The sequence below is a fragment of the Pseudomonas sp. HN11 genome (assembly GCF_021390155.1).
Taxonomy (GTDB): Bacteria; Pseudomonadota; Gammaproteobacteria; order Pseudomonadales; family Pseudomonadaceae; genus Aquipseudomonas.
This window is the reverse complement of sequence record NZ_CP089985.1, coordinates 4,936,988-4,962,519: the sequence shown is the minus strand read 5'-3', so window position 1 is coordinate 4,962,519 and position 25,532 is coordinate 4,936,988. Positions and strand designations below refer to the sequence as shown.

Sequence of the window (25,532 nt, the reverse complement as noted above, 5' to 3'; positions counted from 1 at the left end):
AATTCAGGTGGCTGCGAAGGCTAAACCGTCAGAAATTTCTGACCGACAATTTTTCTTCAGATCACGGCTGTAACGTTATTTTTCCGTGCTGTAACGATTAATTTACGTGTAAATGGCGAGATTCCTGGCTGTTTCTGCCCTGTAAGGTTTATCTGACAGAACGTCGCACACGTCTTTCGAGGGCGCCCCCAAGCTGTCGAGCGGTGTACAATCCGCCGCGTTTTACTGTGACTCCCTTGCGTAACCACGCAAAAGGCCAAGACCTCAGGGTTTACCCATCCTGATCACTCCGCCTGGCCACGAGCCGGACGGGTTCGATTTCGTCACAGATAAAAACAAACAGGTGACGCATGACCATTAGAAAGACGCTGTACTCCTGGTGCCTGCGCTGGGGTTTGAGCGGCGCTGCTTGAGTCGGTAATTCAAGGCAGCAACCTGCATTCAACATCATCAAACCTTGCGTGAGAGCCTTTTCATGAGTGTTCCCCCTTCCTCTTCAGGTGAGCTGAAACGCGGCCTGAAAAACCGGCATATCCAGTTGATCGCCCTGGGTGGCGCCATCGGCACCGGTCTGTTTCTTGGCTCGGCCGGGGTACTGAAGTCCGCCGGCCCGTCGATGATCCTGGGCTATGCCATCTGCGGCTTCATTGCCTTCATGATCATGCGCCAGCTCGGTGAAATGATCGTCGAAGAGCCGGTCGCCGGTTCCTTCAGCCACTTTGCCCACAAGTACTGGGGCGGTTTCGCCGGCTTCCTGTCAGGTTGGAACTGCTGGATCCTGTACATCCTGGTGGGCATGTCGGAGCTGACCGCTGTCGGCAAATACGTGCACTACTGGTGGCCGCAGATTCCGACCTGGGTCTCGGCCGCGGCGTTTTTCGTGCTGATCAACCTGATCAACCTGGCCAACGTCAAAGTGTTTGGTGAGGCCGAGTTCTGGTTCGCGATCATCAAGGTGGTGGCCATCGTCGGCATGATTGCCCTGGGCAGCTACCTGCTGGTCAGCGGCAGTGGCGGGCCGCAGGCCTCGGTGACCAACCTGTGGGAACACGGCGGTTTCTTCCCCCACGGCGTGGGTGGATTGGTGATGGCCATGGCAATCATCATGTTCTCCTTCGGCGGCCTGGAGATGCTTGGCTTTACCGCAGCCGAAGCCGACCAGCCACGCACTGTGATCCCGAAAGCGATCAACCAAGTGATCTACCGCATCCTGATCTTCTACATCGGTGCTCTGGTCGTGCTGCTGTCGCTGACCCCTTGGGACAGCCTGCTGGTGACCCTCAACGCCTCCGGTGACGCCTACAGCGGCAGCCCGTTCGTGCAGGTGTTCTCGATGCTGGGCAGCAACACCGCCGCGCATATCCTCAACTTCGTGGTGCTGACCGCGGCGCTGTCGGTGTACAACAGCGGCACTTACTGCAACAGCCGCATGCTCTTGGGCATGGCCGAGCAGGGCGATGCGCCTGAAGCATTGGCGAAAATCGACAAGCGCGGCGTACCGGTGCGCTCTATCCTGGCCTCGGCGGCGATCACCCTGGTGGCGGTGCTGATGAACTACCTGATCCCGCAACACGCGCTGGAACTGCTGATGTCTCTGGTGGTGGCCACATTGGTGATCAACTGGGCAATGATCAGCTTCTCGCACTTCAAGTTCCGCCAGCACATGAACCGCACCGGCCAGGTGCCGCTGTTCAAGGCGCTGTGGTATCCGTATGGCAACTATGTCTGCCTGGCGTTCGTGGTGTTTATCCTGGTGATCATGCTGATGATTCCGGGGATTCAGGTGTCGGTTTATGCGATCCCGGTGTGGGTGGCGTTTATGTGGGTGTGTTACCGCATCAAGAACAAGCGTAGTGCGCAGCGAACCTTGGAAGTGGCTGCTTCAGCAGTGAAGTGAGGCGTGCGTGAGATGAACCAAACCCGGCCATGCGCCGGGTTTGTTGTTTCAGGAATGGGCGCGCGCATTCGCGTATCCTTGGTTGCCCCCACAGAGGATCCCGCTGCCCATGCTGGTGATTTCCAACAACGTCCACCTGCCTGACGCCGAGATCGAGCTGACCGCCATTCGCGCCCAGGGCGCCGGTGGGCAGAACGTCAACAAGGTGTCGAGTGCCGTGCACCTGCGATTTGATATCCCCGCGTCTTCGCTGCCGGAGTTTTATAAGGAGCGGCTGCTGGCACTGCGCGACAGTCGGATCACCAGTGAAGGCGTGCTGGTGCTCAAGGCCCAGCAATACCGGACCCAGGAGCAGAATCGTGCGGATGCGTTGGAACGTCTGGTGGAGTTGATCCTCAGCGCCATCAAGGTGGAGAAGAAGCGTCGCCCAACCAAGCCGACCCTGGGCTCGAAAAAGCGTCGTCTCGAATCCAAGACCAAGCGCGGCAGTATCAAGGCCGGGCGCGGCAAGGTCGACTTCTAGTCGCCACGCGCCTCACGGGCCTTGGGTGCCTGACGGTACAGGTATACGCTCAGCAACAGACCACCGAGGGCGGCAAGGGCGGCGAACAGAAAGATCGACGCAAAGCCGAAGCCGGCTGCCACGGCCCCGGCGAGTGGTCCGGTGATGCCCAGTGACAGGTCGATAAACAGCGAGTAGGCGCCCACCGCCGAGCCGCGGCTGGACGCGGGCACCAGGTTGACGGCCTCAACCCCCAACGCCGGGAACACCAGGGAAAAACCAAAACCGCTTAACGCTGCGCCAGCCAGGGCCAGATTGGCATCCGGCGCCAGCCACAGCAGTAGCAGACCGAGAATCTCCACCGACAGGCAGGCAATCGCCACGCGAAAACCGCCGATCCGGTTGATCAGGTTGCCGAACAACAACCGCGCGCCGATAAAGCTGGCGCCGAACAGGCTCAGGGCCCACACCGCGTTATCCCAATGCTGGGTGGTGTAGTACAAGGTGATGAAGGTGGCAATGGTGCCAAAGCCAATGGAGCCCAAGGCCAGCGCGCAGCCATGGGGCAGCACCCGGCCCAGCACATTCATGAAGGGCAGGCGCACACCGGCTACAATCGGCGCGGCAACTTTGTTCCAGGCCAGCAACAGGCCAACGATTGCCAGCAGAATGATGCTGACGCCCATGCTCCAAAGTCCGAAATTTCTGACCAGCAACACGCCCAATGGCGCGCCGATAGCCAGGGCGCCATAGCTGGCGATGCCGTTCCAGGAAATGACTTTGGCGGTGTTCTGCGCGCCGACTCGACCGATGCCCCAGCCGATGGCGCCTGAGCCTACCAGGCTTTCTGCGCTGCCCAGCACCAGGCGACCGATCAACAGGCTGCCCAGGCTCAAGGCCGGCAGGCTGGAAAACCATGCCGCGAGCAGCATGAATACACCGCTCAGGCCGCAGCCGACCAAGCCGATCAGCACGGCGCGCTTACTGCCCAGGTTATCGATGATTTTGCCCGCATACGGGCGGCTCAGCAGGGTGGCCAGGTATTGCACGCTGATCACCAGGCCGGCAATCACCGCGCCGTAGCCCAGCTCACTGTGGACATAGCCGGGCAACACGGCCAAGGGAATGCCGATATTCAGGTAGCCGATGAAGGTGAACAACACGATGGAAACAACTTGCAGCGTGACCGCCACGGGGCGCTGGGTATCTGGCATGGGAGAGGTCCACTGTCGCGGCAGGTAAAGATAGGCTGCTAATGATACCGGTGGTTTGGCTTGGGAAGGGCGGTAAAACGCAAAAACCTCAGATCAAGAAGACGTCAGGCTTTCGGGGGGACGAGCAATTGGGTAGTGACCAGGGCCGCGAGGGCGTTTTCCTGGGTGCCGAAACGCTTGAGCAGCAGGGCTTGTTTGTCGGCGCTGAGACGGTTCCATACGTCGACCATCTGCAGGGCTGCATCGAGTACGGCGGTATCCGGGGTGTGGGTCATGGTGGGGATCTCGATTCATTCAGGCAGTGTGGAAAGCGCTCAAAGCTGCGCTTTCCACACGGTCTGGTACGGCGTCAGTCCTGGCTTTCGCTGTCGACTGGTTTTGCTTCTTTGGCCTCAGGCTGTTTGTCGCTGGCCTGCTGCGGTGTTGGCTGCTCTGTAGGGTGCAGGCTTGGGAAGGGGAGATTAGGTATCTCGTGCATCGTCGTCGCTCCTCGCAAGGTCTGTTTTTTCAATCGCAGGTGATTCCGCGCTCTCAAAAAGCCTTGGCAGGATACAGCACTGCAAATGACAAAAAGATTTTAATGTCGACAGGTGGATGAACTTTCATCGTTTAAACGGTCGTTTGGCTAAAACGGCACCTTGCCCAGAATCATGTCTCGATACATCACAAAATCCCCCAAAAGGCTGTAGAACGGGTGCTGAAACGTTGCCGGGCGGTTCTTTTCGAAGAAGAAATGGCCGATCCAGGCAAAGCTGTAACCGGCAATCGGCAAGGCGATCAACAAGACCAGCGAACCTCTGCCGATGGCGTACGCCAAAATACCAATCACCAGCGTGGTGCCGATAAAGTGCAGGCGTCGGCACGTGCTGTTGGCGTGTTCAGCCAGGTAGTAAGGGTAAAACTCAGCAAAGCTGTTGAATCGCTTGACGTTTTCCACAGTGACCGGCCCTTTGATTGTTGTGCCGCCCAACAGATGTTCGGCGGGGAGCTTATTTGAGTCTAGAGTGATCAGTGGTAACAGCCAGTGACAATAGATGCCACTTTAGTATCCTTGGCTTCCTGGCTGCTGTTTGAGCCTGCTTTATTAAGAAGACGCCATGAGCGAACGAACAACTTCTGCAAGCTGGGCGAAGGGGATAGTCAAGGCATTGGAAATGGACGGCCTGGATTGCCGCGCGCTGTTCAAGCAGCTCGGCCTGGACTACGCCGCCCTGGATGATCCTGATGCGCGGTTTCCGCAAGACTCCATGACCCGGCTGTGGCAGCGGGCGGTAGAGTTGTCGGGCAACCCGGCGATCGGCCTGAACATGGGCAAAGTGGTGCGCCCGGCATCGTTTCATGTGGCCGGTTATGCACTGATGTCCAGCAACACGCTGGCTGAAGGCTTTATGCGTTTGGTGCGCTATCAGCGGATCATCGCCGAAAGTGCCGACCTGAGTTTCCGACTGATCCCCGAAGGTTATGCGCTGATTCTGACGGTGCACGGCGATCACTTGCCCCCCACCCGGCAAAGCGCCGAAGCCTCGTTGGCCAGTGCCCTGGCGCTGTGCGGATGGCTGACCGGGCGCACGTTGCAGCCACGCAAGGTCGTGTTGCAAGGTGAGCAACCGGCAGACCTGGCCCCCTACAGACAAGCCTTCCATGCGCCGCTGGAATTCAACGCGCCTTATGACGCGCTGATCTTCGAGCGGGCTGACATGGATGCGCCGCTGCCCACGGCGAACGAGGCCATGGCGCTGTTGCATGATCGATTTGCCGGTGAATACCTGGCGCGTTTCTCTGAAAGCCGCGTGACCCACAAAGCGCGGCAGGTGTTGTGCCGCCTGTTGCCCCAGGGCGAGCCCAAGCGTGAGGTGGTGGCCCAGACGTTGCACTTGTCCCAGCGCACCTTGCAGCGGCGATTACAGGAGGAGGGCACCAGTTTTCAGACCCTGCTCGACGACACCCGACGCGAATTGGCCGAGCAGTACCTGGCGCAGCCGAGCATGACGTTGTTGGAAATTGCCTACCTGCTGGGTTTTGCCGACCCGAGCAACTTTTTCCGCGCGTTTCGCCGCTGGTTTGATGCCACGCCCGGTGAGTACCGGACGCGATTGCTTGAAGTGTCGAGCGTCAGTGGCGCCAAAACGCCGGGATACACAGAACAAAGACCGTGATGATCTCCAGCCGGCCGAGCAGCATGCCCAGCGACAGGATCCACTTGGCCGCATCCGGCAGGCTGGCGAAATTGCCCGCCGGGCCAATGGTCTCGCCCAGGCCCGGGCCCACGCCCGAGACGGTACTCGCGGCACCGGTCAAGGCAGTCATCCAGTCCAGGCCGAGCAGCGACAAGGCCAGGGCAATGGCGCAGATGGTGATGGCGAAGAAGAACGAAAAGGTCAGAATCGAGCGTACGATTTCTTCGTCAAGACGGTGGCCGTTGTACTTCTGCTTGATCACCGCGCGCGGGTGAATCAACTGGTTCAAGTTGGCCTTGAGCAGGATATAGGCGACCTGGAAGCGGAAGATCTTGATCCCGCCCGCCGTGGAGCCCGAGCAGCCACCGATGAAGCCGAGGTAGAAGAACAGCATCAGTGAGAAGTTGCCCCACAGGCTGTAGTCCCCCAATGCAAAACCAGTCGTCGTCACCACCGAAGTGACGTTCAGTGCCACATGGCGCAGCGCGTCCAGCCAATGCAGGTTGGTGGTCCACCAGTACCAGGTGCCAAGCACCAGCCAGGTCACGATCAGCAAGCCGAGCAACCCCTGCACCTGCTGATCCTTGATCAACGCCTTGCGGTTGCCACGCAACGTGGCGACATACAGCGCGAACGGCAAGCTGCCGAGGATCATCACCACCACCGCCACCCAGTGCACCGCCGGCTGTTTCCAGTGCGCCAGGGACTCATCTGAAGTCGAGAACCCACCGGTGGAAATTGCCGACATCGCGTGGTTGATCGCGTCGAACAGTCCCATCCCGGCCCACCAGAACGCCAGGCTGCCAAAGATGGTAATGCCCACGTAGGCCGCCACGATCAGCCGCGCCACCATGTGTGAGCGGGGCATGACTTTTTCCGAACGGTCCGAGGATTCGGTCTGGAACAGGCGCATGCCACCAATGCGCAGCAGCGGCAAAATCGCCACCGCCATGCCGATGAAGCCGATGCCGCCCAGCCAGTGCAGCAGCGAACGCCACATCAGGATGCCCGGCGACATGGCATCCAGGCCGCTCAATACCGTGGAACCAGTGGCGGTAATGCCGGACATGCTTTCAAAGAATGAGTCGGTGTAGCTGATGTGCTGGGTCAGCAGAAACGGCAGCGCGGCGAAGATACACACCACCACCCAGCTTGTAACTGTGAGCAGGTACATGTCCCGCGGGCGCAGGTGCACATGCTCGGGACGGCCGGGGATGACCAGCGCCAGGCCGGCGATAAAAGTGATCATGCTGGCCCACAGGAACGAGGGCAGGTCGCTGGTGCGTTCGAAGATCACCAGGGTTGCCATGGGCACGACCATCGCGATCGCGAGGGTGATCAGGAAGATGCCGATGATGAAACCGATGATGCGCAGGGTCGGCAACGCCATGAAATTCGCTCGAGATAGGGCAGAGGCGCCATTCTACCTGGGGTGCGGGGCATGTAAACCGTCCATGAAAAAGGCGACCCTAAGGTCGCCTCATTGAACTCGGTACTGATCAGAATTCGTGATCAGCGCTGTCCGGGTTCAGGTCGCTGATGCCCAGCTTGCCCGCCGCCGCTTCGATCGAACCGGTCTGCTTGACCAGGGCGGCGATGGCGTCACGTACGATCTGGTTGCCGGCATCGTTACCGGCAGCGATCAGTTGGTCGTAGTGCTCACCCTTGTCTGCGTGGTCAACCATGACCTGGATCTTCGCTTCGGTCGCTGCCAGGTCCGCTTTCAGTGCAGTGTCGGCTGCCGGGTCGGCCTTGGCCACCAGGGACGACAGGCTGGCGCCGGTCATTTTGGTGCCGTCGACGCGGGTGTACTCGCCCAGGTAGACGTTGCGGATGCCCTTGGCGTCGTAGAAGTGCGAGTTATGGGTGTTGTCGCTGAAGCAGTCCTGCTCGTCTTCCGGCGAGTTGGCTTCCAGGGAGACCTTCATGCGTTCACCGGCCAGCTCGCCCAGGGACAGGCTGCCCATGCCGAACAGCATTTTGCGCAGGCCGTCGGTGGCAGGCTCTGCTTCCAGGGTGGCGCGGTAGTTGTCTTCGACGTTGGGTTTCCAGTTGCCGACCATTTCTTCCAGGTCGCTGACCAGCAGTTGGGTCACCGCGCTCAGGTAGGCGCGGCGGCGCTCGTTGTGGCCGCCAGTGGCGCCGTCGCCGGTCAGGTAGTCCGAGGCCGGACGGTTGCCGGCGCCTGGGCCGGTGCCGTTCAGGTCCTGGCCCCAGAGCAGGAATTCGATGGCGTGATAGCCGGTGGCGACGTTGGCCTCGGAACCGCCCAGCTCATTGAGGCTGGCGAGTTTTTCCGGGGTGATGTCCTTCACGTCGACCTTGTCTTCGCCGACCTGGATTTCGTTGTTGGCGATGATATTGGCGGTGGCGCCTGGGTTACCCAGGGCATGTTCATAGGACTTGTCGACGTAGTCGATCAAGCCTTCGTCCAGTGGCCATGCGTTCACCTGGCCTTCCCAATCGTCGATGATGGTGTTGCCGAAGCGGAACACTTCGCTCTGCAGGTAAGGAACGCGGGCGGCGATCCAGGCAGTGCGCGCAGCTTTCAGGGTTTCGTCGTTTGGCTTGGCCAGGAAAGCATCAATGGCGGTTTGCAGGGTTTTCGCAGTGGCCTCGGCATCGCTGTAGACCGCGAACACCATGTCAGCGTAATGCGCGACCACGGCCTTGGCGGCGGCTTCGTCAACCTGGCCGGCAGGGGTGGCAGCCGCTGGAGCGGTAGTGCTGGCAGCCGGGGTCGGCGCCTGGGGCGCGGCAGCCTTGTCTTTACCTTCGCCGCAACCGGCGAGAGAAATGGCAATGGCCAGCAGACTGGCGGTGGCCAGGGGCATACGAATCATGGCGAACATCCTGCTTCGGTTGTTGATGGGGCGCGCGGGGGAGCGCAAAAACTGCGACATAATGCGAAAGATTTGCATTTTGTGTAAAGGGTTAAACGCGGGAAATATTCTGTCTTGGTTTGCCGTGTCAAAGAATCGCTGCGTTATTACGCTCCGACTGCTTCAAGAATGCCGCCAGCTCCCGCGCCTGCAAGGGTTTGCTGTAGTGATAACCCTGACCTTCATGGCAGCCCTCGGAGATGATGTAGGCCTCCTGTTCAGCGGTTTCCACGCCTTCGGCTATCACCTGCATGCCCAGGCTTTTACCCAGTTGGATAATCGCCCGCACGATGGTCGCATCGTCGTCGTCATCCAGCAGGTCCTGCACAAAGCTCTTGTCGATCTTGATCTTGTCCAGCGGCAGGCTTTTCAGGTAACTCAGGGAGGAGTAGCCGGTGCCGAAGTCATCGATTGCAATCAATGCCCCGGAACGGCGCAGGCTCAGCAGGTGCTGCGCAGCAGTGCTGATGTCTTCCATCAGGCCGGTTTCGGTGACTTCCAGTTCCAGGCTGCGCGGTGGCAGGCGGTAGATCTGCATCAGGTTGTTGACCACCCGGGGCAACTCGCTGTGGTGCAACTGCACGGTGGACAGGTTGACCGCCATGCGCAGCTCGGTGAAGCCCAGGTCGTGCCATTCGCGCAACTGCCGGCAGGCCTGGTCCAGCACCCATTCGCCAATCGGGATGATGGTGCCGTTTTGCTCGGCCAGCGGGATAAACAGGTCAGGCGGCACCAGGCCATGTTCCGGGTGCTGCCAGCGGATCAACGCTTCCACGCCGACAATGCTGTGGTCGCGGTAGCTGATCTGCGGTTGGTACACCAGGTGGAACTGGTCGCGGCTGAGGGCTTCGCGCAAGTCTTTTTCCAGCTCACGGCGCCGGCGCATTTCGCTGTCGACACTGGCGATATAGAACTGATAACGGTTGCGCGAACGGGTCTTGGCCAGGGTCATGGTCTGTTCGGCTTTTTGCAGCAGCTTTTCGGTGCTGTCGCCGTCTTCCGGGAACAGGGTAATGCCGATGGTGGCGCGCAGGCGGATGCCTTCCTGGTCGAGCGGGAACTCCGCCTCCAGGTCATCGAGAATGCTTTGCGCCAGCTCGGCGGCCTCGTAGGGCTGGTCGATATCGGCCTGTACCAGGGCGAACTGGTCGCCGCCCAGTCGGGCCAGGGCGCCCAGGCGGCCACTGTGGGCGCGCAAACGGTCGGCCAGGGCCAGCAGCAATTTGTCACCGGCCTGGTAGGTGAACTGTTCGTTGACGCTTTTAAAGTCGTCCAGCCCCACGCACAGCACGGCCACGCGGCGTTGACGACGGCCAGCGTCGGTGAGGATCTTGTCCAGTTGCTCTTGCAGTTTCTGACGGTTCGGCAGGCCGGTGAGGAAGTCGTACTGGGCCATGCGCAGCAGGCTGCTTTCGGCCTCATGGCGCAGGTGGGTATTGCGCTCGATGGATTCAAGCAACTCATTGGCGGTGTTGATCCACAACCCTAATTCGTTGCGTTCGTGGCCTTTGAGCTGCGGGATCTTGTGTTCGCTGGGCCGGTCGGGGTTGATGGCGGTCAGGTGCTCGATAATCCGCGACAAGGGTTTCGTCAGCAGCCAGTGGTAGACCAGGTACAACACCAGGCCCATCGCCAGGGCGCGTAGAACCCCGGAAATAAAAATGATCACCGAGCTGACAATAAACCCCTTGCCGTAGGTGGCCGTGTCGAGGGTGATGCTCAAGTCGCCGTAATATTCGCTGTAGGGGCCTTTGCCGACCAATGCGGTGGTGAACGTGCGTTCCTGGCCCAGAATCAGGTCGGTCAACCAACGGCTCGGCGATTGCTGCAGGGCGCGGCTTTTTTCGGCGAGCATGGTTTCGTTGGGGTGGCCGATGGACGCCATGCGCACGGCGTCATCCTGGAACAGGCCTTCGATGACTTGCATGCCCATCTCGCGGTCGAGGCTGTAGACGGCTTGGGTCGAGGGGTCGCGAAACATGTCGAGGATGCGCTGCGCATCACCGGCCACGGCCTGGCGCGTCTTATAGGCATCGAACACGATCTGCGCCACGCTCAGCGCCACGCCCACGATCAATGCCGAGAGCAGCACAACCCGGAGCAACTTCACCGACAAGCTGTTCTTGAGTTCCAGCTTCAAAGGGGCATTCCTTGTTCCTTGCGGGTAGCCTCAATATGCCATGAGTATTGGCAATCTGGTGAGGGCAGTCAAAGGAACATTGGGGGTGAGTTCAATTGAAATGTTGGCTGGATAACTTTGACCAGTACCAAGGTGGCTTGGGTGCCTGTCGGAAGAGATCACGAAGTGATCATGCCTTGAAGGGCACGTGGGGGAGAAGGCGGTGCGCGGCCGCCTTCTATGGGAAACGCCTAAGTCAGAAAGAGATCTGAGATGTAGGCTGCGACGCCGTATCGGCTCCGATCTTTCCCGGACCTGAGATCTGGTCCATGAAATTGTCTGCCAAGTTCACTAACCCTTTGGCCACATCCAACCCTTTATCAAGAATGCCGGCGGCCATTGGTACTGCCCCAGCGGCCATCGAAATAGGATCCATAGTGATTCTCCAAATTTGATTAGGAGGTGTATTCCTCCTGCGACCTGAGTGGAGATATTTCAGTGATCAGTTCCATGATTCTCCGTCAGCATTTCAAAATGATGCGTATAAAAAAGCCCGGCATTTGCCGGGCTCTTTTTACTGCAAGCAGTGCTTAGGCAGTGAAGGTCTTGCCTTCGAACTGCTCAGCCACGAACTTCCAGTTGACCAGGTTCCAGAACGCTTCCACATACTTTGGACGCACGTTGCGGTAGTCGATGTAGTAGGCATGTTCCCACACGTCGCAGGTCAGCAACGGGGTGTCGCCGTTGGTCAACGGGTTGCCGGCGCCGATGGTGCTGGCCAGGGCCAGGGAACCGTCAGCCTTTTTCACCAGCCAGCCCCAACCGGAACCGAAGGTGCCGACGGACGTTTTGGTGAATTCTTCCTTGAACTTGTCGAACGAACCGAACGCAGCGTTGATGGCTTCAGCCAGCGCGCCGGTTGGTTGGCCACCGGCGTTTGGCGCCAGGCAGTTCCAGTAGAAAGTGTGGTTCCAGACCTGAGCGGCGTTGTTGAAGATGCCGCCCGAGGAAGCCTTGACGATCTCTTCCAGGGTCTTGCCTTCGAACTCGGTGCCTGGCACCAGGTTGTTCAGGTTCACGACATAGGTGTTGTGGTGCTTGTCGTGGTGATATTCCAAGGTTTCCTTGGAGATGTGCGGCTGCAGGGCATCGTGTGCGTAGGGCAGCGGCGGCAATTCGAAAGCCATGATGATTCTCCTAATCAGGTCAGTTGCGGTGAGCGCAAGGCCGATCACGGGCGGCCAAACAAGCGCCGGGGAGTTTGTACTCTTTGCGGCGCAGGGTCCGGATCATAGCACCGGGGGTGCGGCAAAACCACGCAACAACTGTGTGGGATAGAGGTTCCAGAGCGTTTTGGAATAACCGTCAGGCGCTGATCAGTTGATAGGCCACGCTGAACATCATCACGGCCACCAACAGGTCCAGCAAACGCCAGGTAGCGGGACGCGCCAGCCAGGGAGCCAGCCACGCCGCGCCGAGTGCCAGGGTGGCGAACCATAGGAACGAGGCACTGGCGGCACCGGCCACATAGGCGCCGGGCTCGGTTTGTTGGGCGCCGAGTGAACCGATCAGCAATACCGTGTCCAGGTACACATGCGGATTGAGCAGGGTCACGGCCAACGCACTCAGCAATACGGCACGCAACGAACGCACCTTGAGCGTGTTGCCCTGGTCCAGGCTTTGTTTCGAACAGGCCCGACGCAGCGCGCACGCCCCGTACCAGATCAGGAAGGCCGCGCCGCCCCAGCGTGCCACCGCCAGCAGCACGGGGCTCTGTGCCAGCACCGTCGCCAAACCGAACACCCCGGCAGCCACCAGCAGTGCATCGCACACCACGCACAGTGCCGCCACGGGCAAGTGATGTTCGCGGCGCAGGCTTTGCGCCAATACAAAGGCATTCTGGGTGCCGATGGCCATGATCAGGCCCAGCGCGACTAGCAGACCATTCAGGTAACTCTGCCACATAGGGTTTACTCCGCGTTTGCCGCCAGTTGCTGTAACACCTGCATGGCACGATGCGCATCGGCGCGGCCAACGAACAGGTGATCGTGGTAATAGCCGGCAATCACGTTGCAACTGATGCCGGCCTTGCCCAATGCGCCAGCAAAGGCGGCGGTGAGGCCCACGGCTTCCAGGGCCGAGTGCACATTCAAGGTGATCCACGCGGCGACGTAGTCGAAGGCCAGCCCAGCCTGTTCTGCTTGCTGGCGTTCGACGATCAGGGTCAGGCCTTCCTGCTCGCGGAAGCTGCCGATCACCTCGCAACCTGAAGGAATACGATTGTCAGGCGCGGTGCAGAACACATAGTCGCCATCATTGAGCTGGGGGCTCATGCTGCGCAGCAGGGTTGCCAGGGTGGTTTCGCCAGCCATGGGAGGTTCCTTATAAAGAGAGAAGCGATGCTGGCTATTCTCATGGTGCAGGCTGTATAAGAAAAACCAATAGTGCTGATCGCTCATTAGAGAAACTGATGTTCGACTATAAATTGCTCTCTGCCCTGGCGGCAGTGGTGGAACAGGCGGGCTTTGAGCGCGCCGCCCAGGTGCTGGGACTGTCGCAATCGGCAATCTCCCAGCGCATCAAGTTGCTGGAGGCGCGTATTGGCCAGCCGGTCCTGGTGCGAGCCACACCGCCGACGCCCACCGATATTGGCCGTCGCCTGCTTAACCATGTGCAGCAGGTGCGCCTGCTCGAACGTGACCTGCAAAGCCAGGTACCGGCGCTGGATGAAGAGGGCATGCCCGAACGCCTGCGCATCGCGTTGAACGCTGACAGCCTCGCCACTTGGTGGGCTGAGGCCGTCAGCGGTTTTTGCGCTGAACAGCATCTGCTGCTGGACCTGGTGGTGGAAGACCAGACCGTCGGACTCAAACGCATGCGCGCCGGGGAAGTGGCGGCTTGTATCTGCGCCAGCGAACGGCCGGTGGCGGGCGCGCGCAGCCTTCTGCTGGGCGCCATGCGCTATCGGGCACTGGCTAGCCCGGCCTTTATCGCGCGGCATTTTCCCCAGGGCGTACGCGCGGATCAACTGGCGCGCACACCCGCATTGGTGTTTGGGCCGGATGATTTCCTGCAACACCGCTACCTGGCATCCCTCGGCGTGGACGGTGGTTTCGAACACCATTTGTGCCCATCATCCGAAGGTTTTATCCGCCTGACGGAAGCGGGTCTGGGCTGGGGGCTGGTGCCGGAATTGCAGGCACTTGACCAACTGGAAAAGGGCATATTGGTCGAGTTATTGCCAGATAAGCCTATTGATGTGCCGTTGTACTGGCATCATTGGCGCAGTGGCGGTCAGTTGCTGGGTTTGTTGACTGAGCACCTGGCCCAGGCCTGTGGACAATGGTTGGTGCCCTATCAGCAGTGACAAGCGTCAAGCTGCAAGAGAAGAGCTTGCAGATCGTATTTAACTTGCAGCTTATAGCTTGAAGCTAGCAGCTGCATCCGTAGGAGGCTCCATGAAAGTTCTGGTCACCGGCGCAAGCGGCTTCATTGGCGGGCGCTTTGCGCGTTTCGCCTTGGAGCAGGGCCTGGACGTGCGGGTCAACGGGCGGCGCGCCGAAGGGGTGGAGCACCTGGTCAGACGCGGCGCCGAGTTTATCCAAGGTGATCTGAATGACGCCGACCTGGTGCGCGACCTGTGTCGCGACGTCGAGGCGGTGGTGCATTGCGCCGGCGCCGTCGGCTTGTGGGGCAAGTATCAGGACTTTCATCAAGGCAATGTGCTGGTGACCGAAAACGTCGTTGAAGCCTGCCTCAAGCAACACGTCGGGCGCCTGGTGCACCTGTCTTCGCCATCGATCTATTTTGACGGCCGCGATCACCTGGGCCTGACCGAAGAGCAAGTGCCCAAACGTTTCAAGCACCCTTATGCCGTGACCAAATACCTGGCGGAACAGAAGGTATTCGGTGCCCAGGAGTTCGGCCTCGAAGTGCTGGCCCTGCGCCCAAGGTTCGTCACCGGCGCGGGCGACATGAGTATCTTCCCGCGTTTGCTGAAAATGCAGCGCAAGAACCGCCTGGCCATTGTCGGCGATGGTTTGAACAAGGTCGACTTCACCAGCGTGCACAACCTCAACGAAGCCTTGCTCAGCAGTTTGCTCGCACCGGGTTCGGCTTTGGGCCGGGCCTACAACATCAGCAACGGCGCGCCGGTACCGGTTTGGGATGTCGTGAACTACGTGATGCGCCAAATGGAGTTGCCGCAGGTGAGGCGGTATCGGTCCTACGGTTTGTCCTACAGCGTGGCGGCGCTCAATGAAGCCTTTTGCGCGATGTGGCCGGGTCGCCCGGAGCCGGCGTTATCGCGCCTGGGCATGCAAGTGATGAACAAAGATTTCACCCTGGACATCAGCCGCGCCAGGCATTATCTGGACTACGACCCCAAAGTCAGCCTGTGGACCGCCCTCGACGAATTTTGCAGTTGGTGGAAAGCCCAGGACCCGGGGTTCAAGTAAGCACACAAGCGGCAACACTTCGGGAACCGAATCTGGCGTCCCGGGTCGATCAGAGCGCCGGGAACGCGGTTTATACTCCCGTCGCCCCTTCACCGATTCAGGGTTGATACATGCGTAACGATGCTAAAGACGACTTCGACAACGTTCCCAGCCTGCGGGCCGATGTCGGGGATGACGATGATTTCGAACCGACCCCGGCCACTTCGTTGCGCTCGCGCAATACCAAGGTGGTCAAGGTCAAGAGTGCCAGCACCGGGCCATTGTGGGCCCTGATCGGCGCGCTGCTGATTGCCTTTGCGGGCCTGGCCTGGTGGAGCTTCCAGCAGATTTCCCTGATGGGCCAGCAGTTGGTTGCCACCCAGGAAAGCTTTGCGCGCATCAGCGAAGAAGCGGCGGGGCGCCTGCAGGATATTTCCGGCAAGGTGGTGGCCAGTGAAGCCAGCGTCAACAATGGCAGCGAAGCGCTGAAGCTGCAGATCAAGCAGCTTGAAACTCAGCTGCTTGAGCAGGGCAAGCAGCAGGTCGGCGTGGCCGGGCAAGCCACCGAGTTGGACAAGCGCCTGGCCCAGATGACCGCCAGTACCACTGAGCTGTCCAACGCCAATGCCAAGCTGCAAGGCCAGGTGCAGGCCCTGACCGACGCCGTGGCTACCCTGAAAGCGGCGCAAGGCGATGCGGGTAAACGCGACACCGAGCTCAAGGAACTGGCTGCCGACGTGGCCGCCCTGAAGAAACAAGGCAACCCGAGCGCTGCTATCGCGCGTATCGAACAGGACCTGGTGGTGCTCAAGAGCGCGCAGGAAAACCAGCCGTCCAACAGCGACGCGCCGACCAATAAAGAGTTCGACGTGTTCCGTATCCAGACCACGCGCAACATCACCACCTTGCAGAGCCAGGTGCAGAGCTTGAGTCAGCAACTCAACGCGCCAGCTAGGGTCACACCGTAGGGCCAGTGACCGATCCCGAGCTGTAGACCGATTTGAATGTGGGAGCGGGGCCAGGCGCTGAACAGGACCGCCTGCAGCAAATGTCACCACTTGGTGACATTTCCCATCCCCTTCGTTACTTGCCGCCACCTCGCCCTTGTTTAGACTCCGTTCATCCCACAAAAAACAATAAGGGCCACCCATGACCACGCAACCACTGCCTGCCAGCAGTTGGCTGAACGCGCCTGCCCATCACGCCTGGCTCGCCGCCGAAGGTCAGCGCCTGCTGGCGTTCGCCAAGGCATCTCGACTGCCCGATGGCTTTGGCAACCTGGACGACAAAGGCCAACTGCCAACTGACGCTCATGCCGAAACCATGAACACCGCCCGCATGACCCACAGCTTCGCCATGGCTCACGCGCTGGGGTTGCCGGGTTATGCCGATCTTGTGGCGCATGGTGTTGCCGCCCTCAGTGGCCCCTTGCATGACAGTGAGCACGGTGGCTGGTTCGCCACCCCTCACGCCATTGATGGTAACCGTGGCAAAGCCGCCTACCTGCACGCCTTTGTCGCCCTGGCCGCCAGCTCGGCAGTGGTGGCAGGCGCGCCCGGCGCGCGCACCCTGCTGAACGACGCCATTCATATCATCGACCAGTTTTTCTGGAGCGAGGAGGAGGGCGTGATGCTCGAGTCCTTTGCCCAGGATTGGAGCGGCGTCGAAGCGTATCGCGGCGCCAACAGCAACATGCACGCCACCGAAGCCTTTCTTGCCCTGGCCGATGTAACGGGTGACACCCGCTGGCTGGACCGCGCGCTGCGCATCGTCGAGCGCGTGATCCATACCCACGCCGGCGGCAACCAGTTCATGGTGATCGAGCATTTCGACGTTCACTGGCAACCCTTGCTTGGCTACAACGAAGACAACGCTGCCGACGGCTTTCGCCCGTACGGCATCACCCCTGGCCACGGTTTCGAATGGGCGCGGCTGGTGCTGCACCTGGAAGCTGCGCGCCTGCAAGCAGGGCTGGCCACGCCCGAGTGGCTGGTGACCGATGCCAAGGGCCTGTTCGCCAGCGCCTGCGAATACGCCTGGTCTGTGGATGGCGCCCCCGGCATTGTCTACACCCTCGACTGGAATCAGCGCCCGGTAGTACGCGAACGCCTGCACTGGACCCATGCCGAAGCCAGCGCCGCTGCCCAGGCCTTGCTCAAGCGCACGGGAGAGTTGCATTACGAGACCTGGTATCGGCGCATCTGGGAGTTTTGCGAAGCCCACTTTATCGACCGGATCCACGGCAGTTGGCATCACGAACTCAATGCGCAGAACCATCCCAGCAGCAATATCTGGGGTGGCAAGCCGGACCTGTACCATGCCTGGCAGGCAATATTGTTGCCTGCTCTGCCGCTGGCGCCCAGCATGGCCAGTGCCATCGGGGCTGGGCGCTATGTCACCAGTTGGTGACATTTGCACATCCCTTTGTTACCTGCGCCTCAAAAATCCATGTTTAAACTCCGTGCAGCGCAAGCCTAAGACTTGCATGCATAACAACAAGAAAAGGTACTCAGATGAACGCGATTAATCGCCTCGCCGTTGCTATTTCCATTGCCTCGTTGTTTCCCCTCAGTGCATTTGCCGCCGACTCGAAAGGGACGGTTGAAGTTGTGCATTGGTGGACCTCGGGCGGTGAGAAGGCGGCCGTAGATGTCCTGAAGGCCCAAGTTGAGAAAGATGGCTTCGTCTGGAAAGACGGCGCTGTCGCAGGTGGCGGTGGTGCCACCGCCATGACCGTGCTGAAAAGCCGCGCGGTCGCCGGCAACCCGCCAGGTGTTGCCCAGATCAAAGGCCCCGACATCCAGGAATGGGCGTCCACTGGCCTGCTCGACACCGATGTCCTGAAGTCCGTCGCCAAAGACGAGAAATGGGATTCCCTGCTCGACAAGAAAGTCTCCGACACCGTGAAGTACGACGGTGACTACGTCGCCGTACCGGTCAACATCCACCGCGTGAACTGGCTGTGGATCAACCCGGAAGTCTTCAAGAAAGCCGGTATCACCAAGAACCCGACCACCCTCGAGGAGTTCTATGCAGCCGGTGACAAGCTCAAGGCTGCGGGCTTCATTCCGCTCGCCCACGGTGGCCAGCCTTGGCAGGACAGCACCGTGTTCGAAGCGGTCGTTTTGTCGGTGATGGGTGCCGATGGCTACAAGAAAGCCCTGGTCGACCTGGATAACGGCGCACTGACCGGTCCGGAAATGGTCAAGGCCCTGACCGAGCTGAAGAAAGTCGCGACCTACATGGACGTCGACGGCAAAGGCCAGGACTGGAACCTCGAAGCGGGCAAGGTCATCAACGGCAAGGCCGGCATGCAGATCATGGGTGACTGGGCCAAGTCCGAGTGGACCGCCGCCAAAAAAGTTGCTGGTAAGGACTACGAGTGCGTAGCGTTCCCGGGCACCGACAAAGCCTTCACCTACAACATCGACTCCCTGGCGGTGTTCAAGCAGAAAGACAAAGGCACGGCTGCTGGCCAGCAAGATATTGCCAAAGTCGTGCTGGGTGAAAACTTCCAGAAAGTGTTCAGCATCAACAAGGGTTCGATCCCGGTTCGCAACGACATGCTGAACAAAATGGACTCCTACGGCTTTGATGCCTGCGCCCAGACCGCTGCCAAGGATTTCCTGGCAGACGCCAAGACCGGCGGCCTGCAGCCAAGCATGGCGCACAACATGGCCACTACCCTGGCTGTACAAGGTGCGTTCTTTGACGTCGTGACCAACTACATCAACGACCCGAAAGCCGATCCGGCCGACACCGCCAAAAAGCTTGGCGCTGCGATCAAGTCGGCCAAATAAGCAACAAGCTGCAAGTTAAAAGCTGCAAGTGGTGTGCTGGCTCTCTTGCCGCTTGTAGCTTGTAACTTGCAGCTGCCTTTATTCTTTTAGTGGATTTCCCCATGAGTTCTGTTGCTGTGTTCAGCAAAGCCTCGCCGTTCGATGCACTGCAGCGCTGGCTACCCAAACTGGTGCTGGCGCCCAGCATGTTCATCGTGCTGGTGGGCTTCTACGGCTACATCCTGTGGACGTTTGTGCTGTCGTTCACCAATTCGACATTTCTGCCCACCTACAAATGGGCGGGCCTTGCGCAATACGCGCGGTTGTTCGACAACGACCGCTGGTGGGTCGCGAGCAAGAACCTGGCTGTGTTTGGCGGGATGTTCATTGGCATCACCCTGGTCATCGGCGTAACCCTGGCGATCTTCCTCGACCAGAAAATCCGTCGTGAAGGCTTCATTCGCACCATTTACCTGTACCCGATGGCGCTCTCGATGATCGTCACCGGTACGGCCTGGAAATGGCTGCTCAACCCGGGCATGGGCCTGGACAAACTCCTGCGTGACTGGGGCTGGGAAGGCTTCCGTCTCGACTGGCTGATCGACCCGGACCGCGTGGTCTACTGCCTGGTGATCGCTGCCGTCTGGCAAGCCTCTGGCTTCATTATGGCGATGTTCCTTGCGGGTCTACGCGGTGTCGATCAATCAATCATCCGTGCCGCGCAGATCGACGGCGCGAGCCTGCCGCGCATCTACTGGAGCGTGGTGCTGCCAAGCCTGCGCCCAGTGTTCTTCAGTGCGGTGATGATCCTGGCGCACATTGCGATCAAGAGCTTCGATCTGGTGGCGGCGATGACTGCTGGCGGCCCTGGCTACTCGTCCGACCTGCCGGCGATGTTCATGTACTCGTTCACCTTCAGCCGTGGCCAGATGGGCATGGGCTCGGCCAGCGCAATCCTGATGCTCGGTGCGATCCTCGCGATCATCGTGCCTTACCTCTACTCCGAGCTGAGGACCAAACGTAATGACTAGTCTCGCCTCCAAATCACCCATCAGCCTGAGTCGCATCGCGATCTACGCGGTGCTGATTCTCGCTGTGCTGCTGTACCTGGTGCCGCTGGTGGTGATGCTGCTGACCAGTTTCAAGACCCCCGAAGACATCAGCTCCGGCAACCTGCTGAGCTGGCCGACCGTGGTCACCGGTATCGGCTGGGTAAAGGCCTGGGCCACTGTAGACGGCTACTTCTGGAACTCGATCAAGATCACCGTTCCGGCCGTACTGATCTCCACCGCCATCGGTGCATTGAACGGCTATGTGCTGTCGTTCTGGCGCTTCAAAGGCTCGCAGTTGTTCTTCGGCTTGCTGCTGTTCGGTTGCTTCCTGCCGTTCCAGACCGTGCTGCTGCCGGCGTCGTTCACCCTCGGCAAGATGGGCCTGGCCAGTACTACCACCGGGCTGGTGTTTGTGCACGTGGTCTACGGCCTGGCGTTCACCACGCTGTTCTTCCGTAATTACTACGTGAGCATTCCGGACGCGCTGATCAAGGCTGCGCGCCTGGACGGTGCGGGCTTTTTCACTATCTTCCGTCAGATCATTCTGCCGATGTCGACCCCGATCATCATGGTCTGCCTGATCTGGCAGTTCACCCAGATATGGAACGACTTCCTGTTCGGTGTGGTGTTCTCCAGTGGCGACTCGCAGCCCATCACCGTGGCGCTGAACAACCTGGTCAACACCAGCACCGGGGCCAAGGAATATAACGTGGACATGGCGGCGGCGATGATCGCCGGGCTGCCGACCCTGTTGGTCTATGTGATCGCAGGCAAGTATTTCGTGCGCGGCCTCACGGCCGGCGCGGTCAAGGGGTAATCATGGCTACGCTTGAACTTCGCAATGTAAACAAGACCTATGGTGCCGGCCTGCCCGACACCTTGAAGAACATCGAACTGTCGATCAAGGAAGGTGAATTCCTGATCCTGGTTGGCCCTTCGGGGTGTGGTAAATCCACGCTGATGAACTGCATCGCCGGGCTTGAGACCATCACCGGCGGCGCGATCATGATCGGCGACCAGGATGTGAGCGGCATGAGCCCCAAGGACCGTGACATCGCCATGGTGTTCCAGTCCTACGCGCTGTACCCGACCATGAGCGTGCGCGAGAACATCGAGTTCGGCCTCAAGATCCGCAAGATGCCCCAGGCTGACATCGACGCCGAAGTGGCACGTGTGGCCAAGTTGCTGCAGATCGAACACCTGCTCAACCGCAAGCCGGGCCAGTTGTCCGGCGGCCAGCAACAGCGCGTGGCCATGGGCCGTGCCTTGGCGCGTCGGCCCAAGATCTACTTGTTCGACGAACCGCTGTCCAACCTTGACGCCAAGCTGCGCGTCGAGATGCGCACCGAAATGAAACTGATGCACCAGCGCCTCAAGACCACCACGGTCTATGTGACCCACGACCAGATTGAAGCGATGACCCTGGGCGACAAGGTTGCGGTCATGAAGGACGGTATCATCCAGCAGTTCGGCACGCCGAAAGAGATCTACAACAACCCGGCCAACCAGTTCGTGGCGAGCTTTATCGGTTCGCCACCGATGAACTTCGTGCCCCTGCGCCTGCAACGCAAGGACGGCCGCCTAGTGGCATTGCTCGACAGCGGCCAGGCCCGTTGCGAGCTGGCACTGAACACCACGGATGCCGGCCTTGAAGACCGTGATGTAATCCTGGGCCTGCGTCCGGAGCAGATCATGTTGGCGTCGGGCGAAGGCGACAGTGGGTCGAGCATTCGTGCCGAAGTGCAGGTCACCGAGCCGACCGGCCCGGACACCCTGGTATTCGTGCAACTCAATGACACCAAGGTCTGCTGCCGCCTGGCACCCGACGTTGCACCGCAGGTGGGCGAAACCCTGACCCTGCAATTCGATCCTTCCAAGGTCTTGCTGTTCGACGCCAACACCGGCGAGCGACTGGGCACTGCTGCTTCATTGCCCGCACAGGGGCATGCCGACAATGTGGCCCAATTCAAAGGCCGTTGAAGTAGATAAGTTGTTGTTTTAGATAAAAAATGTAAACCGCGTTAGATAAAAACAGTTTAATAACAATAAAGACGAGGATGTAGGGATGAAAAAGCAACACAACAACACTCGGCTGATCTGCCAAATGTCAGCTGCAGCAGCCTTGGTATTGTCCGCCAATGCGATGGCGGCCGATGCATTCAGTGCTGATTCGAAGTGGATGACCGGCGACTGGGGCGGTGAGCGTACCAAGCTGATCGAGCAAGGTATCGACATCAAGGCTGACTACGTTGGGGAGGCGGGCTACAACGCCCACGGCGGCTACAACGATGACAAGACCGGTCGTTACGCTGACCAGTTCGGTCTGGGCGTGGCGCTGGACCTGCAAAAGCTGTGGGGCTGGGATAACACCCAGGCCAAGATCCAATTGACCAGCCGGAATGGCCAGAACATCTCCAACGATCGTATCGGCGACCCGCGCGCCGGCACCTTGAGCTCGTCTCAAGAAGTCTACGGCCGTGGCCACATGGTGCGTCTGACCCAGTTCTGGATCCAGCACCAGATGTTCGACAACAAGCTGGACGTGAAACTCGGTTACTTCGGCGAAGGCGAAGACTTCAACACCTTCCCGTGCGACTTCCAGAACCTGTCGTTCTGCGGCTCGCAAGTGGGTAACTATGTAAACACCTGGTACAACTGGCCCGTCAGCCAGGCGGCGATTCGCGTGAAGTACAACATCACGCCTGAGCTGTATGCGCAGATCGGTGCGTACAACCAGAATCCATCGCAGTTGGAGCACGGCAACGGCTTCAAACTCAGCGGCAGCGGCACCAAGGGCACCGTGATCCCGGTGGAATTGGTCTGGTCGCCTAAGGTGAACAACCTGCCGGGCGAATACCGTGTGGGTTACTACAAAAGCGCCGCCGATGCCCCGGACGTTCGTGAAGACGTCAACGGTGACAATGCTGTCCTCACTGGCGCGGGCTTCCGTACCCGCAGCAGCAAGAAAGGCTACTGGTTCGTTGCCCAACAGCAACTCACCACGCATAACGGTGATGCCTCGCGCGGTCTGAACATCGCGGCCAACGCCACCTTCCACGACAAGGAAACCAACCTGGTCGACAACTATCAGTCGATTATGCTGGTGTACAAAGGCCCATTCGACGCGCGTCCAAAAGATGACGTCGGTATCGGTGTCGCTCGCCTGCACGTCAACGATGACGTGAAGAAGAACGCTGAGCTGCTCAATGCCGCCAATGGTGTGAGCGACTACGATAACCCGCTGTACACACCGATCCGTGAGACTGAGTACAACGTCGAACTCAACTATGGTTTCCACGTCACCAACTGGCTGACCGTGCGTCCAAACCTGCAATACGTCGTGCAACCTGGCGGCGTGGATAAAGTCGACAACGCGTTGGTAGCGGGCCTGAAAATTCAGTCTACGTTCTAACGCTGTTGCGATAAGCTCCTTCTCTCTGTGCGCATTTTGCGGGTAGCCATGGCTACCCGCTTTTTTTGGGCAGCATTGTGAAGATATTCAGGACTGTGGCACATGCATGAGCAACCGCTGCAACGCTTTTTCAAATCCCTGCGCGAACGCCCGGTATTCGCCTGGGAGCGCTTCCAGATGCGCGACGTGTTGGTGATCGACCATCCGCTGTGCCAGGCGGTATTCAGTCGCCAGGGCGCGCAATTGCTGCACTTTCAGCCCACGGGTCAGAAGCCTTGGCTGTGGTGTGCAGCCAAATGGCCGCAAGTCGGCGCCATTCGTGGGGGCGTGCCGGTGTGCTGGCCATGGTATGGGCGTCATCCGAGCGAAAATGCCTGGCCGTCCCATGGCTGGGCGCGACTGATCGACTGGAAACTGCTCGACAGCAGTACCGATGACGACGGCGTACGCCTGCACTGGCAATTGCAGCTGTGCGACTGGCAAGTCGACCTGCACGCGCACCTGGGCGAAACCCTGGAACTGCGCTTGAGCACCGAGCATCAGGACGAACTGCCGTGCCAATTGAGCCATGCTTTGCATGCTTATTGGCGTATTGGTCACGTCGATGAGATAGCGCTGTCTGGACTTGAGGGGGCACAAGGTTACGACCAGCTCAACCGCCAGGTTTGCCAGCAGGAAGGCGAGCTACGTGTGGAGGGTGGTTGTCAGCGGGTGTTCCAGCATGAAGGTGAACTGCAGCTCAAGGACCACGCCTGGCAGCGCGAACTGTGTATTGATACGGGCGACACTGCCGACACGGTGGTGTGGCATCCGGGCAGCCGGCCACTATTGGGCGTGAGCTTCAATGAGGCGTCGGGTTTTGTGTGTGTGGAATCGGCGATGGCCGGGGCCAGCCTGGCGCCAGGGGAGAGGGCGCATCTCAGCCTGCAGGCGCGGGCTGGGGTTTAGCGGTGTGGCTGATGGCCTCTTCGCGGGCAAGCCCGCGAAAGGGTCGGTATTGCTGGTCGAGACTCCAGCCTTAATTGAATTCGTCGCCCACCGGATACCGGCTGTCATTCAAACTCTCTTTGATCTTGCGCAAGTGCGGCTGGAAATCCACGCCACGGCGCAAGGTCATGCCGGTCGCCAGCACATCCAGCACCGTCAGTTGGATGATCCGCGAGGTCATCGGCATGTAGATGTCGGTGTCTTCCGGCAGCGGAATATTCAGGCTCACCGTACTGGCCTTGGCCAGCGGCGAATTCTCGGCTGTCACGCCCAGTACGGACGCGCCATTCCCTCGTGCGATACGCGCCACTTCCACCAGCTCACGGGTACGCCCGGTGTAGGAAATGATCACGAATAACTCGCCTGTATGCGCCACCGAGGCGATCATGCGCTGCATCAGCACGTCGGCATGGGCCGTCACGGCCAGGTTGAAGCGGAAGAACTTGTGCAATGCGTCCATGGCCACCGGCGCCGAAGCGCCCAGGCCGAAGAAGTGGATCTGCCGTGCCTGAATCAACAGATCCACAGCCTTGCTGATCAACGCCGGGTCCAGGGCCTGGCAGGCACTGTCCAGGGATGCGATGGCACTGCCAAAGATCTTCTGGGTGTAGGCCTCAGGGTTATCATCAGCTTCCACGGCGCGGCTGACGTACGCCGCGCCGCTGGCCAGACTTTGCGCCAGCTGCAATTTCAGTTCAGGGTAGCCGCTCACGCCGAACGAACGGCAGAAACGGTTTACCGTCGGTTCACTGACCGAAGCGGCCTGGGCGAGGGCGGCGATGGAGAAGCGGGTCGCCTGCTGCGGGTTGAGCAGGATGACCTCGGCGACTTTTTTCTCAGCCTTGTTCAATTCTTCGAGGCGGTTCTGGATCTGTTCCAGAAGATTTCGCACGCGGTCCATTCAGTCTTTCCTTCGGGCGACGATGCAAATAAAAGGTGGCAACCAATCGATGAGTGGTCTTTTGCGGTGGCCTATCCTACTGAGGGTAGCTGATCACCACCACTCGCAATGCATATTTCGGGAAAATGTTGTGGTTATTACTACATTTTTCCTTGAGTGATGCCTTGAAAAAAG

Annotated in this window: 24 protein-coding genes; 13 read left to right on the top strand and 11 right to left on the bottom strand. The window is 59.6% G+C overall.

Translation table 11 applies throughout. The annotated features are described in order from the left end of the window. Positions 1-475 precede the first annotated feature (475 nt). Together LVW35_RS22675 and arfB are read left to right on the top strand one after the other, a co-directional pair. The gene (locus LVW35_RS22675) at positions 476-1,897 is read left to right on the top strand and encodes an amino acid permease (protein WP_233892125.1); all 1,422 of its coding nucleotides are present in this window, start codon (positions 476-478) and stop codon (positions 1,895-1,897) included. A 109-nt stretch (positions 1,898-2,006) separates the two neighbouring features. After that, positions 2,007-2,420: an alternative ribosome rescue aminoacyl-tRNA hydrolase ArfB gene (gene arfB, locus LVW35_RS22670; RefSeq protein ID WP_233892124.1), complete on the top strand. Its 414-nt coding sequence runs from the start codon at positions 2,007-2,009 to the stop codon at positions 2,418-2,420. On the opposite strand, the gene LVW35_RS22665 is transcribed toward arfB, so the two are convergent. From LVW35_RS22665 to LVW35_RS22655, 3 genes are all read right to left on the bottom strand, one after another. Further along, positions 2,417-3,613, bottom strand: a complete 1,197-nt coding sequence (locus LVW35_RS22665; RefSeq protein ID WP_233892123.1) for an MFS transporter — start codon at positions 3,611-3,613, stop codon at positions 2,417-2,419. The genes arfB and LVW35_RS22665 overlap by 4 nt on opposite strands. Before the next feature lie 104 nt (positions 3,614-3,717). After that, entirely contained in the window at positions 3,718-3,888 is a 171-nt protein-coding gene (locus LVW35_RS22660) for a hypothetical protein (RefSeq protein ID WP_233892122.1), read from the bottom strand. Positions 3,889-4,238: 350 nt separating this feature from the next. After that, positions 4,239-4,550 carry a DUF962 domain-containing protein gene (locus LVW35_RS22655; protein WP_233892121.1) on the bottom strand — a complete coding sequence of 104 codons (312 nt, stop codon included), beginning with the start codon at positions 4,548-4,550 and terminating at the stop codon, positions 4,239-4,241. A gap of 160 nt (positions 4,551-4,710) precedes the next feature. Here LVW35_RS22655 and LVW35_RS22650 point away from each other — a divergent pair, with 160 nt between their 5' ends. After that, positions 4,711-5,769: an AraC family transcriptional regulator gene (locus LVW35_RS22650; RefSeq protein WP_233892120.1), complete on the top strand. Its 1,059-nt coding sequence runs from the start codon at positions 4,711-4,713 to the stop codon at positions 5,767-5,769. On the opposite strand, the gene LVW35_RS22645 is transcribed toward LVW35_RS22650, so the two are convergent. From LVW35_RS22645 to LVW35_RS22615, 7 genes are all read right to left on the bottom strand, one after another. Next, entirely contained in the window at positions 5,726-7,180 is a 1,455-nt protein-coding gene (locus LVW35_RS22645) for a TrkH family potassium uptake protein (RefSeq protein ID WP_233892119.1), read from the bottom strand. The genes LVW35_RS22650 and LVW35_RS22645 overlap by 44 nt on opposite strands. A 109-nt stretch (positions 7,181-7,289) precedes the next feature. Next, positions 7,290-8,633 carry an imelysin family protein gene (locus LVW35_RS22640; RefSeq protein WP_233892118.1) on the bottom strand — a complete coding sequence of 448 codons (1,344 nt, stop codon included), beginning with the start codon at positions 8,631-8,633 and terminating at the stop codon, positions 7,290-7,292. A gap of 127 nt (positions 8,634-8,760) precedes the next feature. Next, positions 8,761-10,812, bottom strand: coding sequence for a putative bifunctional diguanylate cyclase/phosphodiesterase (locus LVW35_RS22635; RefSeq protein WP_233892117.1), 2,052 nt, complete (start codon positions 10,810-10,812; stop codon positions 8,761-8,763). Positions 10,813-11,047: 235 nt separating this feature from the next. Further along, positions 11,048-11,227 carry a hypothetical protein gene (locus LVW35_RS22630; protein WP_233892116.1) on the bottom strand — a complete coding sequence of 60 codons (180 nt, stop codon included), beginning with the start codon at positions 11,225-11,227 and terminating at the stop codon, positions 11,048-11,050. Between the two features lie 154 nt (positions 11,228-11,381). Continuing rightward, positions 11,382-11,978: a superoxide dismutase gene (locus LVW35_RS22625; RefSeq protein WP_233892115.1), complete on the bottom strand. Its 597-nt coding sequence runs from the start codon at positions 11,976-11,978 to the stop codon at positions 11,382-11,384. A 178-nt stretch (positions 11,979-12,156) separates the two neighbouring features. Beyond that, the gene (locus LVW35_RS22620) at positions 12,157-12,756 is read right to left on the bottom strand and encodes a LysE/ArgO family amino acid transporter (protein WP_233892114.1); all 600 of its coding nucleotides are present in this window, start codon (positions 12,754-12,756) and stop codon (positions 12,157-12,159) included. Between the two features lie 5 nt (positions 12,757-12,761). Beyond that, complete coding sequence (locus tag LVW35_RS22615) at positions 12,762-13,163, bottom strand: ACT domain-containing protein (RefSeq protein WP_233892113.1); 402 nt, start codon at positions 13,161-13,163, stop codon at positions 12,762-12,764. Between the two features lie 98 nt (positions 13,164-13,261). Here LVW35_RS22615 and LVW35_RS22610 point away from each other — a divergent pair, with 98 nt between their 5' ends. The 10 genes from LVW35_RS22610 to LVW35_RS22565 all read left to right on the top strand — a co-directional run bounded on the left by LVW35_RS22610 (position 13,262) and on the right by LVW35_RS22565 (position 24,418). Further along, a complete protein-coding gene (locus tag LVW35_RS22610; RefSeq protein ID WP_233892112.1) occupies positions 13,262-14,158 on the top strand; it encodes a LysR family transcriptional regulator ArgP in 897 nt (298 codons plus the stop codon). 91 nt (positions 14,159-14,249) lie between these two features. Continuing rightward, complete coding sequence (locus LVW35_RS22605) at positions 14,250-15,248, top strand: NAD-dependent epimerase/dehydratase family protein (protein WP_233892111.1); 999 nt, start codon at positions 14,250-14,252, stop codon at positions 15,246-15,248. Between the two features lie 110 nt (positions 15,249-15,358). Further along, positions 15,359-16,195 (top strand): ATPase, encoded by an 837-nt coding sequence (locus tag LVW35_RS22600; protein ID WP_233892110.1) that lies wholly within the window; start codon positions 15,359-15,361, stop codon positions 16,193-16,195. Between the two features lie 181 nt (positions 16,196-16,376). Beyond that, positions 16,377-17,636 carry a D-mannose isomerase gene (locus LVW35_RS22595; RefSeq protein WP_233892109.1) on the top strand — a complete coding sequence of 420 codons (1,260 nt, stop codon included), beginning with the start codon at positions 16,377-16,379 and terminating at the stop codon, positions 17,634-17,636. 104 nt (positions 17,637-17,740) lie between these two features. Then, the gene (locus LVW35_RS22590; protein ID WP_233892108.1) at positions 17,741-19,027 is read left to right on the top strand and encodes an ABC transporter substrate-binding protein; all 1,287 of its coding nucleotides are present in this window, start codon (positions 17,741-17,743) and stop codon (positions 19,025-19,027) included. Between the two features lie 101 nt (positions 19,028-19,128). Further along, the gene (locus LVW35_RS22585) at positions 19,129-20,037 is read left to right on the top strand and encodes a carbohydrate ABC transporter permease (protein ID WP_076949697.1); all 909 of its coding nucleotides are present in this window, start codon (positions 19,129-19,131) and stop codon (positions 20,035-20,037) included. After that, a complete protein-coding gene (locus LVW35_RS22580; protein ID WP_016975397.1) occupies positions 20,030-20,875 on the top strand; it encodes a carbohydrate ABC transporter permease in 846 nt (281 codons plus the stop codon). Before LVW35_RS22585 ends, LVW35_RS22580 begins: the two co-directional genes overlap by 8 nt. 2 nt (positions 20,876-20,877) lie before the next feature. Continuing rightward, positions 20,878-22,038, top strand: coding sequence for an ABC transporter ATP-binding protein (locus tag LVW35_RS22575; protein WP_233892107.1), 1,161 nt, complete (start codon positions 20,878-20,880; stop codon positions 22,036-22,038). Between the two features lie 85 nt (positions 22,039-22,123). Beyond that, positions 22,124-23,470, top strand: a complete 1,347-nt coding sequence (locus tag LVW35_RS22570; protein ID WP_233892106.1) for a carbohydrate porin — start codon at positions 22,124-22,126, stop codon at positions 23,468-23,470. Between the two features lie 102 nt (positions 23,471-23,572). Then, positions 23,573-24,418, top strand: coding sequence for a D-hexose-6-phosphate mutarotase (locus LVW35_RS22565; RefSeq protein ID WP_233892105.1), 846 nt, complete (start codon positions 23,573-23,575; stop codon positions 24,416-24,418). A 70-nt stretch (positions 24,419-24,488) separates the two neighbouring features. Here LVW35_RS22565 and LVW35_RS22560 read toward each other — a convergent pair whose 3' ends face one another. Further along, complete coding sequence (locus LVW35_RS22560; protein WP_170856097.1) at positions 24,489-25,349, bottom strand: MurR/RpiR family transcriptional regulator; 861 nt, start codon at positions 25,347-25,349, stop codon at positions 24,489-24,491. Positions 25,350-25,532 lie beyond the last annotated feature (183 nt).